Consider the following 23,671-nt stretch of genomic DNA (forward strand, 5'->3'; position numbering starts at 1 on the left):
TCCATCACACACTTAAATTGGTATTACCAATTTAACTTACAATAATTTAATATTTTGTTTGACAAAATAACGTAAATTTGGTCAATTAGTAGCCCCGATACAATAATGAATAACTAGAGGGATTCCATCATGAGGCTGCAACACACTCGGGCGCCCAATATATTTGCATCAGATAAATTAAAACCCGTAATTCTGTCTGGGCTTTTCTTACCCAGCACGGTTCTTACTTTGCCAGCAATGGCTCAGGATTCTGCACAAGACGATAACAACCTAAATAACGGTCTTATCGAAGAGGTTGTGGTTGAAGGTATCCGTAAAACGGTTCGCAATTCTATTGATATCAAACGCGACGCAACCACTATTGTTGATGGTCTGTCGGTTGATGATATTGGTGACTTACCGGCTCTTTCTATCGGCGAAGCTATCGAAACCATTACCGGCGCAGCATCGCATCGCGAGCAAGGTGGCGCTACTGAAATTTCGATTCGTGGATTGGGCCCGTTCCTTGGATCAACGGTGATTAACAATCGCGAAGCCACCAATGGCACGGGTGATCGCTCGGTAAATTTTTCTCAGTTTCCCTCCGAATTATTCAATGCCATTAAAGTTTATAAAACCCAGGAAGCCAGCCTCATCGAAGGCGGTGTTTCTGCGCAGATTGCGTTAGAAACCGTAAAGCCATTGGATTTTGGCAAGCAACGCATCCAAGCAGAATTAAAAGGCAACTGGAATCCAGACAACAGTGATATCGATGACAACGAGCGTGATTTTGGTTCGCGGACAACATTCAGTTACATCGATCAGTTCGAATTTGAAAACCTAGGTGCTCTCGGAATTTCACTGGGGGTTCAAAGTAATGTAACCACCAACCCTGAGCAAGAAGCTCGCTCCACAAGCACCTTCCGTGACTGCCGTTTCGATCCAAATACTCCGGAAGATGGTGTGTTTGCATCAGGCAACTGCGACAGTGGTAACGGTGGCCTTGATCTAGAAGTTGACCCAGAAACCGGGGTGGCACCCGATGCCGGAGTACCATTTGCAATTGTGCCAAGTTCACGTTCTTTCCGACAAAATATTACTGACGATGAACGCGAATCGTTTTTTGCGGCGTTGCAATGGCAGCCGAACAGTCGACTGGATATTAACGCCGATTTTCAGTATTCAGATCGCGAATTTACGGAGATTAGAAACGATTTAGTATTTGCTGAAAATCGTCGTATTGATGCGCCGAATGTCTCGTTAGACGAACGCTTACCCACGGATTTGGTGATTTTAGACAATGGCACGGTCACTCAATTTACCAATGAACAACGCATTGAAACCAACAGCCAATTCCAAGAACGTTTGGAAGAATACAAAGGCGGTGGTATTACTTTTGATTTCGACGTTAACGATGCATTGAGCGTATCTTTTGATGTTTCCTATTCCGACACCACTCGACGAGAAAACATTATTCAAACTCGTTTGCAGTCGGAGCCCGTGGATATTTTTGGTAACCCAGTACCAGGGGCAGCCGACGGCGGTCGTATCGAAACGGCAACCGTAATTGGCCAAATACCGACTTTTACAGTTCAAAATTTTGATGTTAATAACCACGATTTATTTGCCGATGCCGCACGAACTCGTGTCGATTTAAATCAGTTTAGGAACAACACCATTCGAGCTGCTCGGGGAGACTTCACTTACCATTTGGATAATTCTGAATTTTTCACCAGCGTTCAGGGCGGTATTCGAGTTTCCGAACTTGAGTTCGACAGTGTTCCTCGATCGAGAGATGAATTCAGCTTCGAAGATGATGCCATTCAAGCAGCCAGCTTAGCTTGTCGTAATGATTCATTTCCAGAGAGCGGATTTTTCTCGTCATTAAATGGCGTGGGAACACTAATCACGAACGTTGACGAAAATGGCAATATCATCGAGCAGGGAACGGGCAATACATTCGCCACTTTCGATCCTTTGTGTTTAGCGCATGAATTTTTAGGTGAGAATCCAACGATTCCTGGTCCAGAGGCCAATATTGCCAATGTTGATGTCGAAGAAAAAACCACGGCTTTTTATTTACAGGCCAATTACGATACAACTTTTGCGGGCTATCCAATAAGAGGGAATTTCGGTGTACGAGTCATTGAAACCGAAGTTGATTCCGTTGGTTTACGTGGTGCCTTAACGGCAACGTTTGATGGCGACGGAAATCTGAGCGAAATCGAAGCCGACGATGACGAATTAATCTCTGTGTCAGGCGGCTCTGATTACACGGAAATTTTACCGAGCTTTAACCTGGTTGTGGATGTGCACGACGACGTTGTCGTTCGCGGTGGGATTTTTAAAGCGCTATCTCGTCCCGATCCATCCGATTTGGGTTTTGGCCGCAGTTTTTCAGGGTTAAGTGGCGACAGCGATGGTGCAACCTCTATTAATGACGCCGTTGCTCTTGCAGTTGCAAATGGTAATCCTAATTTAGATCCATTCACGTCCTGGAACGTTGATGTGGCAGTGGAATGGTATCCCAACAACGATACGATTCTCGCCATTGGCGGTTATTACAAACGCTTTAAAGGTGGTTTAGAAAACGCCGCACAGGTAGAGCAATTTAATATCGATGGCGAAACCCTAGAAACCATTGTAACCACGCAGCAAGTCTCCGACGAAAACACGACCATTACGGGTTTGGAATTAACCGCCAGCCACGCGTTTTCTTATTTACCGGGCTTTTGGAGCGGCTTTGGTACCAAGCTTAGCTACAATTACGCGGATTCTGATTTTGAGTTTGAAGACGGCCAATTCGGTGAATCAACTGAAGTCACTGGCAACCAAGAAATAGAACGTATTGGTATTGTTAACCCAGCGAATCTTTTTGGGTTTTCACAACATGTATTTTCCGGTCAATTTTATTATCAAACCGGTGGTTTTAATGCATCGTTAAACTACAAATATCGCAGTGAATATTTTCAGCAGTTTATTTCTACGCCGGGCAATTTAAGATTTATTGGTGACACAGGCGTCTGGGAAGCCAGAATGAGCTATCGTGTGAATGATCACGTCAAACTGTCTCTTGAAGCCATTAATATTTTTGATGAGCCCAGAAAGCAATTTAATCCAACCACAAATAACGTGTCTGAGGTGAATATTTACGGGCCACGAATATTCGCTGGTGTGCAGGTAAGATTCTAAATTGTACTTGTGTTAACTAGGGCCTGTTCACACTAATTTAACCGCACCTGTCGGCCCTAAACACAAAACCACCAAGCAAGCGGGTTCATACCGGCTTGCTTGGTGAAAACACTTGAGTAACAAATACATTTAAGAATAAATAAAGCGGAAGCTTCGGTAAAAATAATAAAAATTAAGTACCGATAATTAACCGTTACTCTCTTCGCTTGAACCGGCAATTAAATTACTTAATTCTTGGAACACTTCGTTGGTGACTAAAGGCTCCAACGCGGGATCGGTGCGAATATCATCGAGATAACTGTCTCTGCGTTTAATGGCTTCGGCGATGTAGCGCAGCGCTTCGTCGTATTGTTCTAACACCGTATAAGCACAGGCAAGCTGGTAAAATGCGTGGCTGTTATCGGGGTCAATTTTAAGCACTTGATGACAAAGATTTACCGCCCAGTTGGGCTCGTTTAATTCCAGTACCGCATCGGCTTTATAAGTTAAAGCATCACAATCGTTATGGCGAAGCTTTAAAATTTCATCGTAAATTTCAATTTTGCTGGCAAATGACGATTCACGTTGGGCTCGCAACCAAAGCGATTGCACTTCTTGGGTACGTTCGATTTCATCGCGGTTTTCTTGAATGTTTTGAGTTTCTTGCTTAAGCACCGTTTCAATTTCAGCTAAGCGTTTTTCTGATTGCCGTATAATTTTCGAAATTTCTTCTTCGGCAATGGTGTGCACTCGCTCTTTAATATCGCGAATCGACGTCCAACCCACCAGCACCAATACCGACGTAGCCGCAGCAATCAAATAAAAGAAATAGGTGACGGTATCCGTTGCGTAGGCAACCGCACGATCTACGGATTTGTGTTCGCGATCGACAATTTGCTGAATTAATTCTTGCTTAGTTTTTTCTTGATCAATTCTGAGCTGCTTAAGCTCATCGAGCATGTAGCGTTCAATAAACGGTGAATACAACGGCTCTTCTAATGTATCCACCGTTTGTTGCACATCGCTCTCCGTCTCATCTTGAGCCGACGAGAACGGAGAAAACGTGAGAAAGGTAAACAGCAGAATCGCTACGACGCGAGACATATCGCCTGTCCGTGGTCGTGAACTTCAACCAAGGCTTCGTGCAGACTTTTTACGGTAGCGTCGTAGTCTTGTTCATTAACGATAAACTGCATGTCCACTTGGCGCATGGTTTGGTGAACCGCTAAAACCGATACCTCTTGGCTGGCAACCGCTTTTACGGTTTCGGCCAAAATCCCTGGGATCTGCATATTGCTGCCAATGGCAGACACAATCGCGACTTTTTGCTGATTGATTTCAGCTTCTGGGAAACGCTCTTCAAGGGCAGCACGAATGCGCTTCATGGTTTTTAAATTCGTGGATAAATAATGCGTGAGCGTATTTGCGTTCATATCTTTAGAAATAATGTGCGCTTTAAAACGCTTTATCAACGCAAGCACATCGCGATCGTAATCATCGATGCTGCCCGCCATATCTTGGTCGAACAACTCCAACGCGTAAACGCCGCGACAACCGGCAATAATTTCCACACACGGAGATTCACTGACGTAATCGCCGGTAATTAAGGTGCCTGTGTGCTCGGGTTCAAAGGTGTTTTTCACACGCAGCGGAATGTTGTTTTGGCGCAACCCTTTAGCGGCTTTGGGGTGAATGGCTTCCATACCCAAATTCGCAAGCTGATCGGCAACATCGTAGTTGGTACGACCAATCGGCACCGCATTGTCTTCACCCACCAATCGCGGATCGGCACTGCTCAGGTGGAATTCTTTGTGGATAACGGCTTCGGTGGCTTCACTCAATACCGCCAAACGGCTGAAGGTCATTTCACTGTAGCCGCGATCGAACGTACTCATCAAACCGGCATCGCTGTGGGCGTAACCGGTGACGATAGGAATTTGCTTGTCGATTTCAACACCGGCAATTTCTTGCTGAATGCGCTCATCCAAAGAAATATGGCTATTGGACTGCCAACCCGTCAGGTCAACAAAGCAGGCATTGATGCCGTCGCGCTGCAACAATGTAGCGGTATTCCAGGCGCTGTGCGCTTCACCGATACTCGCCAGCATTTCACGTACCGTGCTTAAATGCTCGCTCAACGCGAAATGTCCGTGCTGACACAAGCTTTGTAAATCGACCAAACATTGGCGGGCGCTGTTTAGTCGCTCGTCGAGGAATTGATTGGCCTGATCCAGCAATTCACCGTCACCAAACAAGCTCAGATTAATCTCGTGCAAGGTTTTGGTCAGCGCATCGAACTGGCTGATCCAGCTGTCGTCTTTGATGCCTGCGGCAAATAAGCCGTATACGCCGGGCTGCCCGCTCTTTTTGTGCTCTAGCAATTGGTCGGTAATGCCGCCGTATGCTGAAACCACAAACATGCGGTTATAAATCGTATCCAAGCCTGCTCGTTTAATGATGTTGTCTCGCACTGATTCGTAGTTGCTCATCGAAGTGCCACCGATTTTTTCAACCGTATGCATAAAACTCTCTTACCTTTTTCTAGCGGTCTTGTTAACAAAAGACGCGATTATGAATATTCATCAGTGCTAATTTAAACGGCAGTTTTGGATGTTTCCGTGTGGTTGGAGTAAAGCTTTCAACCACAATCTCTTATTTATTAAAGACTAGCCAATGATTCTGCATGCTGACTCGTAAACAATCAGTTAAGGGCTTCCCAAAACGATTTTCAAATCGAGCGATGGAAATCCCAAATTAACTCATTTAGACACTGGCCACACTGAGTTGGTCAGCTTTCTAACGGTTTGTGTTTCTACCTTACCTTCGCAGAAAACACAACAAAGGCGCGAAATGAATCTAAAAGTGTTTGTAAAAAACCAGAATTTTCTGTGTTTGAAGCGCAAATCTGCGTTTAGCCGCAAAAAAGCTATGGACTAATGTCGAATGCAGTAACGGCTTATGGTTTGGGTTGCTGGGGGTAATAACAGGGTAATGACAGGATAACGACAGAAAAAACAGGGAAAATTCAGCGAGCAGAACGAACGGAGAGATTTCTATTTAGATCACTATTTAACCATGACTGCGACTGATCGAATCCACTTTAATACCTTTTACATACCTCTTGCTTACCTCTTGCGTAACTCTTGCTTACCTCTTGCAATCGACAAACCTAACGGTAATAACCACCAAATATTCGCTTTATAAGAACGATTGATCCTACTTTAACTTATTTTTATTCTACCCAGTAGATTTATACTGTGTGTCATCGAAGCAAAGAGACCTAAACCAACCCATTTATCCCTTTCGGAGAATCCAACGATGACCACAACAACACTGAACCCCGTTAACACAGTCAACCAAGCCAACCTCAGTAATCTGGTGGATTTGATTGGCAGAATTGCACTGGCAGCCATCTTTTTCTTATCAGGCGTGGGTAAGCTTCAAAATTACGAAGGCAGCCAACAATTTCTAGCGCTTGCCGGTCTGCCAGAATTTCTATTGCCCGCCGTGATTGTGTTTGAAATTGTAGGTTCGTTATTGTTGGTGGCTGGTTTTCAAACCCGTTTGGTTGCACTCGCATTCGCAGGCTTCAGCGTTGCAACCGCCGTGCTTTATCACAGCAACTTGGGTGATCAAATTCAATTTTTAATGTTCTACAAAAATATAGCCATCGCTGGCGGATTTTTAGTATTAGCCGCAAACAGTGCCGGTGGTTTCAGTATTGATGCCCATCGTCGTAAATAATGATTCAACAAAAAAAGAATCATCGCTCAATGAGCTACTATCGTAATCATCCTACTGAATGAAATGTTAAATACTGAGCAATTAACAGTGTAAGAACAAAACTCGGCAGATTCACTCTGCCTTTTTTTGGTTTATCGCGCGGAGCAAAAAATGCAAAAAACAACCCTTGAACAATGGCGAATGTTTAAAGCAGTTGTTGACGCAGGTGGATTCAATCAAGCAGCCAACGTCGTCCATAAAAGCCAATCGTCCATTCACAGTGCGGTTAATAAACTCGAAGAAAACCTGGGTGTTGAATTGTTTTTGGTTGAAGGACGCAAAACCCATCTCACCCAAGCAGGAAAACTGCTGTTAAGGCGCGGTGAGTATTTACTGGAGGAAGTTCAACGGGTTGAACATATCGCGCAATCCCTTGGTTGCGGCGTGGAATCGGAATTGCGTTTAGCCATAGATGGCGCCTTCCCACAGGACGTTGTATTTTCCGCGTTAGAAAAAGTATCGGCATTGTTCCCGCAAATCAGAATCGACATTTTCGATACCGTTTTATCTGGCACCAACGAGCTGATCGAAACCAACAAGGCCGATATCGGCGTATCACCATTTCCGATGAAGTCAGGTTTAAACGAAGAGATATGCCTTCTGGAATTTATTGCCGTCGCCCATAAAAATCACCCGCTGCATCAACTCGATCGTCAATTAACTTACGAAGATTTAAAATCGTACCGACAAATTATCACGCGAGATTCCGCCTCTCATACCAAGGTCGATTCAGGTTGGTTGGGCTCAGAACAACAATGGACAGTAAGTCATTTACGATCCTCCATTGATTTAATTGTTCAAGGATTAGGGTACGCCTGGTTGCCAACGCAATCAATTAAAGGTCCGTTGCAATCTGGAACCGTAAAACCGTTATTACTGACAGAAGGCGCTAAGCGCAGCGTCAGTTTTTATCTGAATTATCAAGATAAAGATTTAATTGGCCCTGCCACTCGTGAATTTTTAGGTGAAATTAGATTACTGACGTTGAACATGCCAACCTCGGAAGATTTAGTCTAGGAACCTTTGATTAAGAAACTTTGATTAAGAACCTCTGATTAGGAACCCGCGATGTTGAGTAACACTTTCTACTTTTGCGAACAGTAGAGCCATAATTTTTAAATATTCTCCAACCGATATTACTTTCACAATACACACAAAGTACCTTATTGGAGAATTGTTATGCGTTACTACCGCCGCGCAAAAAATCGTGGAACTGAACAACTGAGTTGGCTTACCAGCAAGCACACCTTTTCTTTTGGCAGCTATTACGACCCCAATCATATGGGTATCTCGGCTCTGCGAGTCATTAACGACGATTTGGTCAGCCCCGGCGCTGGTTTTGATACTCACGGCCACCGAGATATGGAGATTATTTCCTACGTGTTAGAAGGCTCAATTGAACACCGCGACAGCTTAGGTAATCGCTTTATTATTCCCGCCGGAGAAGTGCAACGCATGAGCGCAGGCACGGGAATTACGCATTCAGAGTTTAATCATTCCGGTAATGAATCCTTGCGCTTCTTACAAATTTGGATACAGCCTAACGTCGCTGGCTCGCAACCGAGTTACGAACAAAAGTCCATTCAACAAAGCGACGTATTAACACCGCTGGTTACGCCTGATGGCCGCGATGGCTCGTTATCGATGCAACAAGATGCCAGTATCTATCGATTGCAATTAGCGCCCCGCGAGACATTTTCATTGGCAAAGAGTAACCGCCCAGGTTACCTGCATATTCTCAATGGTGGTGGTGAAACCGGGCAATGCACGCTATCGGAAGGCGACGGTTTAGGAATACTCGACGAAAAAATAACAATCAAGGCAAACCAACCACTGTCTGCACTGTGGTTTGATTTGCCTTCGGTGAATCATTCTTAAATAACGCAATGAACACTAAGAATTAAGAAGCTGAAAACTGAGCAGAGATCTCCGTCGACAATAATCCATTAAATCGACGTTATGTTATCTGCTAAGCTTCCTGCATATGATCGAGCAATGCTAAGCCTCCGTCTGATAAAACCAATCGATCCATATGATTCCAAAAAGCTATTTTTCGGGTCACTAATACGTTTTCGATTTCTTTTATCAACGGATTTTTTAAATCAACCGCTTTGAGTATTTGGTCATACTCATCAACCTCGGCGATTTTTTCGATGTGATCTCGACTCAAACCGGCACTTGAATCAGTAATCACACTGATCAGTAATGGAATTTGGGTAATACCGCGACACAGTACCACCAACAACGCTTGAATACGCATGGCAACGTCTGAAAGCACATCGTCCTTGCCAATTTCATTTAAGAAAAAACAATCGCCAAGTTGTTTTAATTCGTAGCCAATGCAGGAATACAACTGTTCGTAATGAGGACGATTTAATTCAGAGGCGAGTTCGTCGAACAATGGGTTCGGCACCATATGATCACCGTCGCGCTTTAGCTTATTAATTAAATTACCGTTAATTAATTCGCGGTAGATAACTTGGCTTAATTCTTTTTGCATTTTTTTATTGACTCTCTGAATCAGACGCAGCAACACGGCTGACAAAACAACGCTTACGATAATTCAACCGCATTCCTTGGTATTCAATAGCGTGTTGAACAACTGGAATAGCCAGTTCAACGTTGCCGTTGGCCGACAGAAAGGGAACGGCATCCATTAAATGGTTGAGCGAATAATTTTCTAGGTGATCACACAAATACTCGTGCACGCCCAAATAGGCGTCGTCTTGGCTTTGTTGGTAATCAAAGTCTGTCATGACCGCGAGCATTTTCTCAATAAACTGGCGCTGAGCGATTTCTTTGTCAGAAGTGGGATCTCCCACTTTTGAAATCACCGGTTTCGGTTTATTGATTTCCGCTTCAATGCGCACACGCAAAATTTCATTGAGCGCAAAATTGCCTTCAGACTTCGGCCAGTTAACATTGGCCGATTGCGCACGAACAAAACTCTTCAAGCCGCCCAACGGCCGCACGACTGAAAATACCGGATGATCGGCTCGCAACTTAAAATCGCGCAACAGGCCGGTTTGTTTTTCAATAACAGCGCCTCGCAAGGCGTTGTAGAGTTGTTCGGTACGGTTGTAGCGTCGGCGTTCATCTTCGGCGTATTTTACGTAGCTATCCAGACCTTTTGCGATGTCGCCAACTTCTCGACCCATCGCCAAAATATGAAACTGAATACGTTGGAGACGCGCGACATGATCGGTTAATTTACGTTGCTCGAATCGGGTAATGATTTTTTTCAGCAACGCCATCGGCGCGGTTTCACCGAACAATTCGGTTCGAGCGCGACGAATGTCTAAACGTTCGTCCAAAAATTGCAGCGTCGGTGTTACGTGACGCTCGTGAATACGCAGAATTTCGTTCAGTGCAACCCGCACCTGATCCGAACGCGCTAAATCGATGTACTTTTGCTCATCAACCACGTTGGCCAAACGTTCGGTTTGGCCTTTTAACGCCCGCACGTTAGATTTAAGGCGCGAGGCAACGTGCTGCAAGCTCGAATATACCGATGCAACCATCTCTTCGAACTCGTTATCACCAACGAGCCACATAATGTTGGGATCGCTCACTTGGCGGTAGCATTCTTCGAGCTGCTTCATCAATTGATTTAATTCCGCCGAGGACAATTCACGCAAACGTTTACTGTCGAGATGGCGCAACATTTCTAGGATAAAATCTTGCAACCGAAAACGGCCAGTGCGTCGATCGGCGTAATTGAGTAAACCATTACGCTCCAAATTATCGAGACTTAACGTATCAAACAATCGACGCTTTTCGGTTTCATTGTGTTTATTGGCTACCGCAACCAGCAGAGATTCGTAATCACTGATGGTAAATTCCATCGCGTGATTTCTAAAATCCGCCAGGGCGTGATCCATTAACCGAAAAAACAACGCTTTATTGTTGAGAATGGTAATAATCGTTTGATCACTATTAACAACAGGCATAACTTAATTCACCTACACTTCACTCGCCGACTAAGCCAGCTCAAATGACGCTTGAGACTCTACTGTTTTTAGTGATTCTGTTTCAGCAACATAAATTGCCAAACATTTATTGACCACCTCACCTTCGGTTACGTTGTGCAAATACACATCGTGCCAGTGACCAATGTGTTGGGCGATGTAACCGTTATTGTTCGGGTTGGCAACCAACAACACGAAATGATTGAACTCCACTACACGGCGTAACTCCGGCAGGTTGTCTTCGTCCAAACTGCCGATTTCATCGAATACCACAGGCAAGGTAAAGGTTACATCTTCAGGTACCAAACGACGCATCAATATGGCGAGCAATACTGCGTTGACCATACCGCTGGTACCGTTTGATTGCGACGTTGATTCTTTTTTGCCGTTAATCTCGTAAACGAATTTTACGTCGGTAACGATTTTCTCTAAATCCAGTTTGCCGTAACCCGAACCGGTGGTGAGATATTGCTCGCAGAAATCCATTAACCGTTGATAAAAAGAATCTTCCATCAGTTGGTCGGACGTTGAACCGTGATTGGCCAATTCTCGACGCAACGTGTTAAAACCATCCAGGGTTTTAATTTCGATGGTCACACCAGTTAGGTTGGAAATTTTAACGCTGCCCAGCTGCGCATTAATGCGTTCTTCAAAGTTTTTAATGGCTCGCGCCATATTATCCAACAAACTGATTTCAACGCTGGTTTCATGGTTGTGGTTGCGAACTTGAATCAGGTGTTCTTTTTCTTTGGAATCAATATTTTCGAACTCGGAACGCAATTTTTGATAGGCGTCAGAAAAATCGATGGATTCTAAATCGGTGCGATGAGCAAGCTCGGCGTCTAATGCCAAGACATTACCAGAAATAATCGCTCTGAATTTTTCCAATGATTTTTGCTTATCATTTTTCAACGTATTTTGCAGCGTTTCGAGTGTACCCAGATGCTGTTCCACTTCGTCAACACTGAGCACCAAATCAATATCAACAGCCTCACTAACCGTTTCGCCATCCTCGGCAATCAGCTTTTTCAGGTATTGCAGCTGGGTATCACACTGTTTGATACGCTCAAAATTTTTCTCAATAGATGTGACTTTTTTGCGGGTTTCTTCTTCGATGGCAAAGCATTCAATGTATTGATTGTTTAGAGTGTCTTTTTCGACTTCCAAGCTTTCTAGATAGTCATCCAAGCCCGCCAGTGTAAGCTGTTTTTCCTGCAAGTCTTCTTGGTCTCGATCCAAACTCACTAAGGCTTTTATTTCATCATCAATTTCTTTCAGTTCTTGATGCTTTTCTTCCACCAAGGCGGTAGATAACTCACCGCCGGCTTTGATTAGGCGATTGAGTTCATCGATGGACTTTTCGTTCTTTTCTTGTTGATCGCGCAGCTTATCCAGCTCTGCAATGATATTGTCTCTAAATGATTGAGCATCAAACGATTTAATTTGAAAATTATCTAACACCTCGCCACAAAATAAGACTTGATCGTTTTCAAGTTCGAACAATTCGGCAAAGCATTCAATGGCCTGAGTTTGAACAAACATCGGCTCTTGAGACAAGCCTTTAAAGCCTGCATTCAAGCTATTTAAAATGGTGGCCGAGTGCTCATCTAAAAAGCTCAAAAAGCCTTGAGAATCTTCGGCCAATTGCTGGTCCAGCAATTTAATTTTAGTGGCAAGCTTAGTTTTATTGCCGACTAAAACCTCTAAACGAGCATTGGCTTTCTCTCTATTTTGAAAGCTCTCCAGCTCAACTTCAGCTTCTTTTTTAATTTCACGCAGATAATTACTGATATCAAACGCATCCTGGCTATCAATCACCGGGCCTTCACGGGCGATCACTTCCTTGGCAAGTTCGATACTGGTGTTAAGCTTTTCAAGGTCTTTCACGATGGGCTTTCGCTCACCGTTTTTGGTGGATATTTCTGCGGTTTTACCCGCTAAGTTTTTTTCGATGCGTTTTCGATCCGAAACAAGGGCTTGGAGTTGCTCTTGCGCAGCTTCGTGCTCGGGCTGAAATTGATTCAACAAAGTAACAATCGCACCGCTCAGACCGGCAACGTCTTTGTGCCACTTACGCAGATTAAGACCGTAATCCCGATAGGACTTTCCTAACGCCAACCAATTTTGCTGGTGATTTTTAACGTTGTGAATGTGATTTGCTTCTTGACGTAAACGCTCGCGCTCAGAATGAATGCGTTTAAAATCGATATTCACCGGCTCTTTGCTGGTAGAGATTTCACTATCAATAATATTCGCAATCGCCAGCGGTAAATTTTTGGTGTTTGCGCCTTTAATATCAAACGATAACTGCAACAACGCTTTAATGGATCGCATCATGGGCGGTTTTGGCAGCTGCACCAGCGGCATTAAACAAAAGCGAGTCTCTGGCTTTGTTGGGCTGACGCGGGTATACAATGCCGTGCGAATGGATTCTTGATCAATAAGCGCAATGCCTTTTTGAGCCATTAATTGCTGTTGAACCGTGCTCAAATTAAAATCAACGGGATGGCTGCCCATGCCCTGGTTAGCATCGGATTCTGTGTTCCAAAACAAATGACGAATATCGGCATAGGATTTGGGCACAGCAATACGGTTGTAACCCAACGCTTCTTTTGGGTTTTGGTGCAAAACAATACAGAAGTCACCTTGAATATTGGTGGCCTCTAAAATAATAAATGAGGTAGCGCTGGGAAAGTAATAACTGAAGCTCTCTTCTCCGGTATACACTTTACCACCGGAGGAAAAGCCAAATTTCTTTTCACAGGCTTTAAAATTAATTTCTGGCAATAAAAATAATTTCAGCGCATTGAGCGCCGAGGTTTTACCTTTGTTATTTTTACTGAGTAAAGCAGCGGTTTCATCAATGGGAATTTCAACGTAGGCCGCACTGCCAGAATTCACCATAACTAGACGTAGAACTTTGTACAAGTCCCCATCGGACAATAAATCAAAAACGTCATCCATGAATTTAGCCTAGGTAGGTCTCCTGCTCTAATTTCTTTTTGGTTTGGTACATATCATTTAACAAAGGGGCTATTTCAGGATACTTTTGTTTTGCATCGTGAATAAATTTTAATTCTTTATCGGACAATTCTTGAGGTGATTTTTCCAAGCGCTCACGGCAGTCTTTGGGATACAAAAACTGAATTGGAATTGGAAAATCTTTCAATAATGCGTTGAGTTTTATGTAGGCTAAAATGCCACCGGCATCAATATCGAACAGACAATACACGGATTTAAACTGCGATAAATAGTTTTTGTTACACGCTTTAGTCACCGCGTTGCCAGCGCCGTACAAAAACAGCAAAGATTCGCCTCTGAGTTTGGCATCGCAATATTCGTTGGCAAACACAAACGAATCATCCGGGCGCAAAAAATTTTGCATGTTTTCAATAATCAGCAAATGCGTGCCCGCATCGGGTTCCGGTTGCCAATCGTGACCATCCCAGGAAACCGCCACCTCTGGCCGGGGCCAGTTTAAACGGTAGGTAACGAGCATGTTTCCATCGACAGGCACCTGGTGAGAATCCCCCGCTTGCGCGGCACTGACGCGATCGGTGACGGTAATTGCAGGCAAAAAGCGCTGTTCCAGCTTCATGCAGCCGTCGTCATCGAGAATCTTAATCGGCGTTTTCGAGGCGTAGTGAGATTCGCGCTCAAAGATTCGACACACAACGCTGGGCAAAACGTCGTGTTTGGCCATAACACCCAAAAATGACGACCATTCAATCATTTCGCCCGCGCGAATGGCCGCTAAAAATTCATAGGGAGTTTTCATATGTACCTGGTACCTGTTTGGTCATCAAGCCGGCTATTGTAATTAACCTGGGGCGACTAAAACAGAACTAACCAAGGTTTCTCGGGGATTGTTGGCACCGGTTGTGAATCAGCAAACCCTAAAGCGCGTAAAACTGTGAAATAGCGACAAAAATACTGAAGTTTGCTCCTAACACCGTCAAGTTTTGAGAGGCAAACGAAATAAACCGCGCAATCTGAACAGGTATTAAACATCGTCTAATCCGCAAGCTGGATACGTTCGTAAATTGCTTCAAATCAAATAAGCTATGATATAACATAACAATAAGTTTGTATTTCACCCAATGGAGCGCTACGACACGGCGTTCCCGACACAGGTAACCACGGCTTCACATGAGACACAGCTACTTTCGAGCGCTAGAAAACCTGACTCACAGCACCAAATTACCCCTACCCGAAGTTATTGATCAACTGGCTTTCAATAGCGATGGATTAATGCCAGTGATTACTCAAGACGCCGAGACTCTTGAAGTGCTTATGCTGGCGTGGATGAACAAAGAATCCCTGCAAAAAACCCTGGATAAAGGCCGCATGATCTACTGGTCACGCAGCCGACAAGAGTTCTGGGAAAAAGGCGCGACCAGCGGCCACATACAAGAGTTGGTGAATATGTCATTCGATTGCGACGGCGACGCCATTCTCTGCAAAGTCATTCAAACGGGTGCGGCTTGCCATACCGGCCGCAAAGACTGTTTTTATCTCAAAGTAAAACCCGACAATAAAATAGAAATTTCAGGAAATCCCGCTTAATGACTACCACATTAATTACCAACGCGTGCGTGGTTAATGAAAATCGTGCAGAGGTGATGGACGTTCGTATCGTCGATCAACGCATCGAAAAAATAGACAAACAGATTACTGCCAACGAGAACGAACAGGTAATTGACGCACAAGGCAACTGGTTACTGCCGGGCATGATTGATGACCAGGTGCATTTTCGCGAGCCGGGCCTAACCCACAAAGGCAATATTGCCAGCGAATCTCGCGCGGCAGTTGCAGGTGGAATTACCAGCTATATGGAAATGCCTAACGTCAGTCCCTCAACCACCACACAAGCCGCGCTCGATTTTAAATACGATATTGCCCAACAGCATTCGATGGCAAACTACGCGTTTTATTTGGGGGCAACCGAATCTAACCTTGAAGACATTAAAGCGTTAGATCCCGAAAAAACCTGCGGTGTAAAAGTATTTATGGGAGCGTCTACCGGTAATTTATTGGTAGAAAAACCACAGGCACTGGAAGCCATATTTCGAGACAGCCCAGTCACCATTCTGACTCACTGTGAATACGGGCCGGTTATCAAAAATAATCTAGCCAGCTTTCACAACAGTGGCAAAATACCAGTTATTACCGATCACCCAATCATCCGAGACGCAAACGCGTGTTATCAATCGTCTTCATACGCGGTGGGTTTGGCCAAGAAATTTCAATCCAATTTGCACGTATTACACATCACCACAGAAAAAGAATTGGAATTATTTTCTCCCGGCGCCATTGAAAACAAACGCATAACCGCCGAAGCCTGTGTACACCATCTGTGGTTTTCGGAACAAGATTATCCGCGCTTGGGCAATTTAATTAAATGCAATCCGGCGATTAAAGCCGAATCCGATCGCTCCGCTTTATTAAATGCCGTAAATACCGGTGTGATCGATATAATTGCCACCGATCATGCCCCGCACACGTGGCAGGAAAAAAATCAAGATTACAATCAAGCACCGGCAGGATTGCCGTTGGTTCAACACGCGTTATTAAGCTTGTTGGATCACGTTAAACAGTCGCGTTTTACCATTGAACAAATCGTCGAAAAAACCGCACACAATCCAGCAAAACGTTTTAACGTTGTCGAGCGAGGATTTATCCGCGAAGGTTATTACGCCGACTTGGTGTTGGTATCGCCTAACCAGACCACGCCGGTCACTCATAAAAATACCTTTTATCATTGTCAGTGGTCACCGTTTGCGGGTCACGAATTCTCGTCAAAAATTCTTTCGACCTGGGTCAATGGACAACAAGTATTTGACGGCCAACAACTCATTACAGAAAAGTCTGCCGGACTTCCACTCAGCTTTTTTAACCCAAATTAAAAACCATGATTACATCGAAAATAATGCCGGATGTCGCCAATAGCGACGTCGCTAACTACGCTAGAAAACTACAGTGGGTAGGAATGGAAAAAATTTCTGCCCCCATAATAATTGAGAATAACGGTAAAGCTATACCTGCTGTTGCAAAAGCCGATCTCTACGTCAGTTTGGATCAAGAAGCGGTTAAAGGCATTCACATGTCGCGACTGCACTTATTGTTGAACAATCAACTGGCCAATACGACCATCAATTTTGACACCATTGATGCGCTATTGAAAGCCATGGTGGAATCTCAACAAGGCATCAGCAACAGCGCTAAAATTAATTTAACCTTTGATTTATTGCTAGAAAAGCCGTCGCTGCTCAGTAATGAACAGGGGTATCAATCTTATCCGATTACTGTCGCAGCCGAAAATAACCGTGGCGTCACTACCGTAAAAACCACCCTTGAAATTCCATATTCCAGTACCTGCCCCTGCTCTGCATCTTTATCACGACAGTTATTGAGTGAAGCTCTGGATTCCGAATTTGACTCTAACACCATTAACAAAGAACAGTTGTTGCAATGGATAGAATCAAAACAAGGCTCCATCGCGACGCCTCACAGCCAACGCTCGTACGCAACCATCACCATGCAATACAGCGACGGTTATTTTCCTGACTTACCATCATTGGTATTTCAACTTGAAGAAGCCATCGGCACACCTGTGCAAACCGCCGTTAAACGCCAAGACGAACAAGAATTTGCCCGTTTAAATGCTGAAAACTTAATGTTCTGCGAAGACGCAGCACGACGATTTAAAAATCTATTAGAACACCAAACCAACGTGACCGATTATTGGTTTAAAGTAGAACACCAAGAAAGCTTGCACGCTCACAATGCTGTGGTTATTGATCAGAAATACACAGATTAAAAGCAATTGAATCTACGTAAAAACCAAATTTTAAAAATTAACGTCTATAAATAACCGTAACGATTAAAATAAAGAGAAGATTACCATGTTAAGAAAAAACCCTTCTGGGCATTATCCCGAAGTGTCTGAGAAAGCCTTTATCGATCCAACCGCCATTATTTGCGGCAACGTAATTATCGAAGATAACGTCTTTGTTGGCCCCTACGCCGTGATCCGTGCCGACGAAGTCAATGATGAAGGCAACATGGAACCGATCATCATCAAAAAAGATTCCAATATTCAAGACGGCGTGGTCATTCATTCTAAAGCGGGTGCCGAAGTTATTATTGGTGCACGTACATCTATTGCTCACCGATCAATTATTCACGGACCGTGCACCGTGGGTGACGACGTTTTTATCGGTTTTAACAGCGTAGTATTCGACACTCATATTGGCGACCTTTGCGTCATTCGTCACAACTGCGTAGTTGACGGCTTAGATTTACCGGTCGAATTCCACGTACCGCCCATGACCAACATTGGCCCAGGTTTCGATTTAAATTCTATTGATAAAGTACCACCAGAATATTCCAGTTTTTCGGAATCGGTGGTATCAGCGAACCATGCCTTAGTAGCTGGGTATAAAAAATTGAATAATGAGCTTTAATTCCTTGTTAATTGTTTTATCTTTCTTATAACTGATCGGTTCAAGGATGAATTGATCCCTCCTCTCCAAAACAGCATTCGCTAACGTAAAAATCACAGGCGTAAAATCCATTCGTAACCGGTAAACTCTCCATATACCCTTAAACTTAACCTTCAATTTGAACGAAGAAGCATTATGGACACGGAAGTAATTTACGTACTCACTAACGAAGCCATGCCCGGTTACATTAAACTCGGCTAAATCCTCAAACACCGGAACCAACCCAGCCCCATAATGACGGACATTCCCGAAGGTGAAGCACTCTATCAACGTAGATTACGTTTTAAAAACGCGTAAACTAGCAAATAGGGGCATCAATAACCCATGCAGTATAAAATATGCTCAAGGTAACTAACGATGGTGAATATAAATAAAGAGCAAAAAGCTGGTCACATAAACACTATTGGCTGGTTAGCTGCATCGCTAAAAGTGACAACACTCTTTGCAGGTATACCCGCTTATGTGCTTTATTTCGGCCATACGTTTTTATATGGCTTTTTAACAGGTTATGGCTTTGAGAGTCCCTCTTTTTCGGCAAGTACGTATGATTTAGTTCTCTATTTTATGATTGGGACTCGAAAAGTATTCGACGCATTTCTTGGCCCTAAGATAGTTTTCGGTTTGGTTGGGATATTTTTTGCAATTTCAATTTTCTTTATTTTCATTCTATTGTCTTTGTTACTCTTGAGAAAATTTTCTCCAACACGCTTTACCAAACTCTCGTCACTTATACTCGACAACAAAAAAGAAGCACCAGCGTCAGATGAAGTAAAATTACTTTATGTAACCTTAAATTTTTTCGAGAGAATTCATACATGAGTAAGTAGGGGCGTAGGTATCTACATTGTTTTCGCGATTGTATTCTATATCGCATGTCGTCTCGGCATAAGTAGATTAGCCAGTGGTATAGACTTAGCCAAAGAACAGATCAATGGTTTTCAATGCTACGAAAGCTCTGATCAAATAACCGAATCTGGCGTTAAATCCGGCTGTACGATGGTAACAATTAAATCTGGAGAAGTATTAACGGGCAGAAGAATTTACCAAAGCACTGATCGTGTATTTTTCTATACGAAAAACGGATCTTATGAGCTAACAAATGACTTAGAAATTCGTTTCTTTTCGCCTGCTCTAGAATCTACTGACAATCATTAAATAAGTAAAACTGACCAACATGATGCCAAAACATGTAAACCAGAACCGTTGACTGTACATCATCTAAACGAATTTTTATTCTTCCCAGCCCAGCATCAAAGCACTGCTCTCAACAATTCAATTAACGCACTATAAAAATCACTAAGATCAATACTCTCTATTGTGTTTTAACCACACCAACAAGTTATCCAAACTCATTGGTTCGGCAAATAAAAACCCTTGTCCGTACAAGCAATTCATTCCAATTAACGAATCTCTTTGCTCTTCTGTTTCAATGCCTTCGGCGAAAACTGCATAGTCGTATCGGGTACCTAATCGCAAAATCACTTCTACAACGGGTCGGCCAACTTCTTTGTTTGATAGTGATGCAATAAAGGTTTTATCGATTTTTAGGTTTTTTGCGGGCAAACGATAGATATTTGAAATAGACGAGACACCGGTTCCGAAATCATCAACGCTCACGCTGATACCGGTAGCCATTAATGCTCTCAAGCGTTTTTCGACAAGAGAGTAGTCTTTAATAAGTTCTGTTTCAGTAATTTCGAGTTCGAGAAAGTTTCGATCAAAATTGGAATTGTCGATAATTTCATTGATCTTTTCGAACGACGCTTCTGGCATTATTTGCTTCGCGCTAATGTTGTAGGCAATGGGTATTTTAAAGCCTTTATTGTGGATGGCTTTTCCCGCTGCCAGTGTTTTCTCTAACACTAATGCGCCCAAAACGTCGATTATTCCAGCCGCTTCCGCAACCCAAATAAATTCTTTTGGGTCGACAAATTCGCCCGAGTCTAATCGCCAACGCGCTAATGATTCAACGGCAACCGCTTTTCCCGTGGTCAGCTCGACTTTAGGTTGTAAAGCAACTTCGATTTTTTTGGACTTGGTGGCGTCACGTAACGCAATCAGCAGTTGATTTTTGCTGGTTACGTTGTTTCTTATTTCATTCGAGAACGACAAGGAATGCGCTTTGTATTCACGGGCGCGTGCAATTAACGCTTCGCCAATATGAATCAACATATTGGGCGAATATTTATCAAGTTCTTGCAGGGAAATTAAAGAGGTTGTTGCAGACAATTGGTGCTCAACACCACTCATTTCAATAGAGAAGTTTTCTACCGGGTTTTTATTTTGTGTATTTTCAAAAGCGTTCTTTTTAATGACAAGCACCAGTTCGCCGGTTGCCAATTTGGCCGTTGGCGCGTCGGCACCAAAGATACTTTTTAAAACCCGAAATACAGCGGTATACAAATGAATAGAAAACTCGATGCCAAGGTCAGCGCCCATCTGATCGTAATCATCAATGGTCATCACCATTAGAAAGTGGTTTTCTTTGGTATCTTGATCGAGTTGAGATAAATGGCGAATCATCCAATGCCGATTAGGAATGTTTAAATTTATGTCGTAATAAGCAAGATGATTTAAACGTTCATGCTCAATCATAAAATGATACTTGTAATGAACGGTTTTGGAGAAATTTAAAAATAGATTTTGTTGTAAGATGCTCGGAGCACGTTCACAATGAAACAACACCAGTATTGAAGGAAGATTGCTGTTTTTGTCTTTATTGAGAACCACTGCAGCCAAGTTTTCAGATAGACAAACACCGCTATCCGATAAACACTCTTCTAACAAAGTGACAGTGCTTTCAGGTAGTACTTCACCCAATCGTGTTTCATAAGAACCGTAGCTCGGTGCATTTAGATTGGTATTGACAACATCGGTGATCGACCAAGTACTTAAATCGGATTCAATTTGCCAAGGCAGGGCTCTCGCAATAACGCCGTAGCCAGAATCGTTAAACATTATTCTCATGGCTTCCATCATAGATTGATAAAAGCTTTCTAAATCTAACGCGGTATAGATTTTTTCAACGTTTTCAGTGAGTTTTTGCAGTGTTACTGACTGATCGGCTAACTCTTTTTCTAATTTCTTTTTTGCCAACAACTCTTCGATCAGGGTAGTAAAAACTGATTCGGTAATCGCAGATTGGAAAATAACTTTTCCTACGTTAGCTTCTCCTGAATTAACTCTTCCCGCATCAATTTGGCTCAAATCATTATTTTTATCAGCATCACTTACTACAACAAGAAAATCGACCGTATGGGCACTCTGTAATTGAGTCTTACGAACCCATTCGTTAATATCATTAAATTGTAACAAAGCAGAATTGATGATGATTAGATGCACACAATCATCAAACTGGCTGTAATCGGCAACCAAAGAGGTTTTATTACAATGTTCAACAAGAGTATTAGTGTGTGCTTTCTGATAATGAGTGAGCAGGTCGAAAAGATCTGATGATTTATGATTTGAGTTGGAATCGTCAACAAACAATATTTTAAATTGTACCGCAGTGCGATTGACACTGACCGTCTCAACGTCTTCATTTAGCGTGTTAGTAATTTTCAAAGTGTATCCTTCAAGCTAAGGATTTAGAATTACATCTCGCGTTGATATTAGATTCTTTCAATCAATCCGAATCATTAAGCTTAACAAGCTACGATAAGTATTTGGATTTTTAATCAAAAACCGTTATATCTATAATCTTTGATTGTTAAATAAAAATAGTATCCCATCCTCTAACTCTAGTGGATTACCTAATAAAAACAATAATTCTGCAAATTTAGGCGACAATGCATTGATCGGATTTAAGAAACGGTAGGCACGTTATCATTCGTGTGAAATCGAATATTATTAACGTCGAATATTAGTGCTTGATAAAACTACGAGGAAAACTGGGTGCAGCTACACATATTGCCGAAACTGGATTCGTTTCTTCCTACTAAACAATATGTGTAACTGGAGTGAATATTAAATGCTTGTATGGGGTCTTGCCGACTAAACGTCCTTTTATTCGGTATGCTTTGCCACTAAAAAGCGGCATCAGTGGACTCGATTATTTTTGCACGAGGGAACAAATTAAAGTCTGTTGCCGTCGCATTAGTGTAAGCACCCATCATTTCGCCTACGACTAAATCACCGATTTTTAATTCTGGAATATTAATATTTTCCGCAAAAACATCGATGCTATCGCACGTTGGTCCAGCCATGATCGTCGGATGAGTTACTGAGGTCTCGTCACTGAATACTCGGATAGGATAATTAGCATGGTCGTAGATTCGGCCACTGTAAGAACCGTAAACACCATCGTCCAAGTAGTACCAACGTCCATCACAACGATCAGCAACACCAATGACGGTAGACACTGCGGTAGCTGCATCTGCTACTAAGAAACGGCCTGGCTCGGCAATAACAGCGATATGCTCAGGTAAAAGCTTTAACGCGTTACGAATAGGCGCGCAGAACGATTCAATGTCTGGAGTACCGTTATCGTAAGGCACAGGGAAACCACCACCAATGTCTAAAATCGACATGTTCTGTTCATGGGTTTCGTTGTAATGCATCAGCAATTCAGCACAACGTTCTACCGCGTGGGTGTGATTTTCTGGACAAGCACACTGAGAACCTGCGTGGAACGAAAAACCTTTAATTTTAATTCCCATCTCGGTCGCTGTTTCAGCAAGCTGAATCGCGTTATCAGGCGTGCAACCAAATTTTTTCGAGAGATCAACGGGAGAATTCGGATTAGGAAAACTAACGCGTAATAAAATGCCAACACGGTTGCGATAAGGAATGAATTTTTTAATTTCTTCTAGATTATCAACAACGAATTTTGTGCAGCCGTATCGAAGCGCATCGCGAATGTCTTTATCGCGTTTAATGGGATGCGTGTGAATACAATTATCACCGCGAACTTTAATTTCACGCAGTAATTCGATTTCGCCCGAGGTGGCAATATCAAAAGAGGCACCGCATTCAGCAAGAGTTTTTACAACAGCACGGTGTGGATTGGCTTTAATTGCAAAATACAAACCTACGCCCGGTAAAGCATCGTTTAATGATCTGTAAGCTCGGCGAATTTTTGCAGGGTTGATCACTAATAAAGGTGATCCGTGAGTTTCGATGGCTTTCCGATAAATTTCTGCTTCTGATGCGGGTGAAATTGTTACGGGAGGCGCGGGTAAGCTGACGCTGGCCACTGATAGTTTCTCCTCTAGAATTGTTGAATGATTATAACAATTGGGAATATACCAGTTATATCTTTTAGTT

General features: G+C 43.1%; 17 protein-coding genes. 9 read left to right on the forward strand and 8 right to left on the reverse strand.

The genetic code is table 11. From position 1 onward, the window contains the following. Positions 1-129: 129 nt before the first annotated feature. Positions 130-3,171: a TonB-dependent receptor gene (locus LU361_RS04235; protein WP_233087168.1), complete on the forward strand. Its 3,042-nt coding sequence runs from the start codon at positions 130-132 to the stop codon at positions 3,169-3,171. A 186-nt stretch (positions 3,172-3,357) separates the two neighbouring features. On the opposite strand, the gene LU361_RS04240 is transcribed toward LU361_RS04235, so the two are convergent. Together LU361_RS04240 and LU361_RS04245 are read right to left on the reverse strand one after the other, a co-directional pair. Further along, positions 3,358-4,254, reverse strand: coding sequence for a tetratricopeptide repeat protein (locus tag LU361_RS04240; protein ID WP_233087170.1), 897 nt, complete (start codon positions 4,252-4,254; stop codon positions 3,358-3,360). Then, positions 4,239-5,672 (reverse strand): aspartate kinase, encoded by a 1,434-nt coding sequence (locus LU361_RS04245; protein WP_233087172.1) that lies wholly within the window; start codon positions 5,670-5,672, stop codon positions 4,239-4,241. Before LU361_RS04245 ends, LU361_RS04240 begins: the two co-directional genes overlap by 16 nt. A 796-nt stretch (positions 5,673-6,468) precedes the next feature. On the opposite strand from LU361_RS04245, the gene LU361_RS04250 reads away from it, so the two are divergent. The 3 genes from LU361_RS04250 (at position 6,469) to LU361_RS04260 (ending at position 8,811) form a co-directional block, all read left to right on the forward strand. Beyond that, positions 6,469-6,894, forward strand: a complete 426-nt coding sequence (locus LU361_RS04250) for a DoxX family protein (protein WP_233087174.1) — start codon at positions 6,469-6,471, stop codon at positions 6,892-6,894. Between the two features lie 150 nt (positions 6,895-7,044). After that, complete coding sequence (locus LU361_RS04255) at positions 7,045-7,950, forward strand: LysR family transcriptional regulator (protein WP_233087176.1); 906 nt, start codon at positions 7,045-7,047, stop codon at positions 7,948-7,950. A 162-nt stretch (positions 7,951-8,112) separates the two neighbouring features. Continuing rightward, positions 8,113-8,811: a pirin family protein gene (locus LU361_RS04260; protein WP_233087177.1), complete on the forward strand. Its 699-nt coding sequence runs from the start codon at positions 8,113-8,115 to the stop codon at positions 8,809-8,811. A 91-nt stretch (positions 8,812-8,902) separates the two neighbouring features. On the opposite strand, the gene LU361_RS04265 is transcribed toward LU361_RS04260, so the two are convergent. From LU361_RS04265 to LU361_RS04280, 4 genes are read right to left on the reverse strand one after another with little or no spacing between them, the layout of a single operon-like run. Beyond that, positions 8,903-9,433 carry a condensin complex protein MksE gene (locus tag LU361_RS04265; protein ID WP_233087179.1) on the reverse strand — a complete coding sequence of 177 codons (531 nt, stop codon included), beginning with the start codon at positions 9,431-9,433 and terminating at the stop codon, positions 8,903-8,905. A gap of 4 nt (positions 9,434-9,437) precedes the next feature. Beyond that, positions 9,438-10,883: a hypothetical protein gene (locus tag LU361_RS04270; RefSeq protein ID WP_233087181.1), complete on the reverse strand. Its 1,446-nt coding sequence runs from the start codon at positions 10,881-10,883 to the stop codon at positions 9,438-9,440. 30 nt (positions 10,884-10,913) lie between these two features. After that, positions 10,914-13,865 (reverse strand): coiled-coil domain-containing protein, encoded by a 2,952-nt coding sequence (locus LU361_RS04275; RefSeq protein ID WP_233087183.1) that lies wholly within the window; start codon positions 13,863-13,865, stop codon positions 10,914-10,916. A 4-nt stretch (positions 13,866-13,869) separates the two neighbouring features. Beyond that, positions 13,870-14,679, reverse strand: a complete 810-nt coding sequence (locus tag LU361_RS04280; protein WP_233087185.1) for a hypothetical protein — start codon at positions 14,677-14,679, stop codon at positions 13,870-13,872. Positions 14,680-15,050: 371 nt separating this feature from the next. Between LU361_RS04280 and hisI the strand changes: the two genes are divergently transcribed. The 5 genes from hisI (at position 15,051) to LU361_RS04305 (ending at position 19,225) form a co-directional block, all read left to right on the forward strand. Beyond that, the gene (gene hisI, locus LU361_RS04285) at positions 15,051-15,467 is read left to right on the forward strand and encodes a phosphoribosyl-AMP cyclohydrolase (protein ID WP_233087195.1); all 417 of its coding nucleotides are present in this window, start codon (positions 15,051-15,053) and stop codon (positions 15,465-15,467) included. Continuing rightward, on the forward strand, positions 15,467-16,807 hold the full coding sequence (locus LU361_RS04290) for a dihydroorotase (protein WP_233087197.1): 1,341 nt from the start codon (positions 15,467-15,469) through the stop codon (positions 16,805-16,807). Before hisI ends, LU361_RS04290 begins: the two co-directional genes overlap by 1 nt. A gap of 23 nt (positions 16,808-16,830) precedes the next feature. Further along, positions 16,831-17,721 (forward strand): GTP cyclohydrolase FolE2, encoded by an 891-nt coding sequence (folE2, locus tag LU361_RS04295; protein ID WP_233087199.1) that lies wholly within the window; start codon positions 16,831-16,833, stop codon positions 17,719-17,721. An 85-nt stretch (positions 17,722-17,806) separates the two neighbouring features. After that, positions 17,807-18,367, forward strand: coding sequence for a DapH/DapD/GlmU-related protein (locus tag LU361_RS04300; protein WP_233087201.1), 561 nt, complete (start codon positions 17,807-17,809; stop codon positions 18,365-18,367). Positions 18,368-18,763: 396 nt separating this feature from the next. Further along, complete coding sequence (locus LU361_RS04305; RefSeq protein ID WP_233087203.1) at positions 18,764-19,225, forward strand: hypothetical protein; 462 nt, start codon at positions 18,764-18,766, stop codon at positions 19,223-19,225. A 483-nt stretch (positions 19,226-19,708) separates the two neighbouring features. On the opposite strand, the gene LU361_RS04310 is transcribed toward LU361_RS04305, so the two are convergent. Then, the gene (locus LU361_RS04310; RefSeq protein WP_233087205.1) at positions 19,709-21,970 is read right to left on the reverse strand and encodes an EAL domain-containing protein; all 2,262 of its coding nucleotides are present in this window, start codon (positions 21,968-21,970) and stop codon (positions 19,709-19,711) included. Between the two features lie 461 nt (positions 21,971-22,431). Further along, entirely contained in the window at positions 22,432-23,601 is a 1,170-nt protein-coding gene (locus tag LU361_RS04315; RefSeq protein WP_233087207.1) for a type III PLP-dependent enzyme, read from the reverse strand. Between the last annotated feature and the right edge of the window lie 70 nt (positions 23,602-23,671).

The sequence above is a fragment of the Sessilibacter corallicola genome (assembly GCF_021290925.1).
Lineage (GTDB): Bacteria > Pseudomonadota > Gammaproteobacteria > Pseudomonadales > Cellvibrionaceae > Sessilibacter > Sessilibacter corallicola.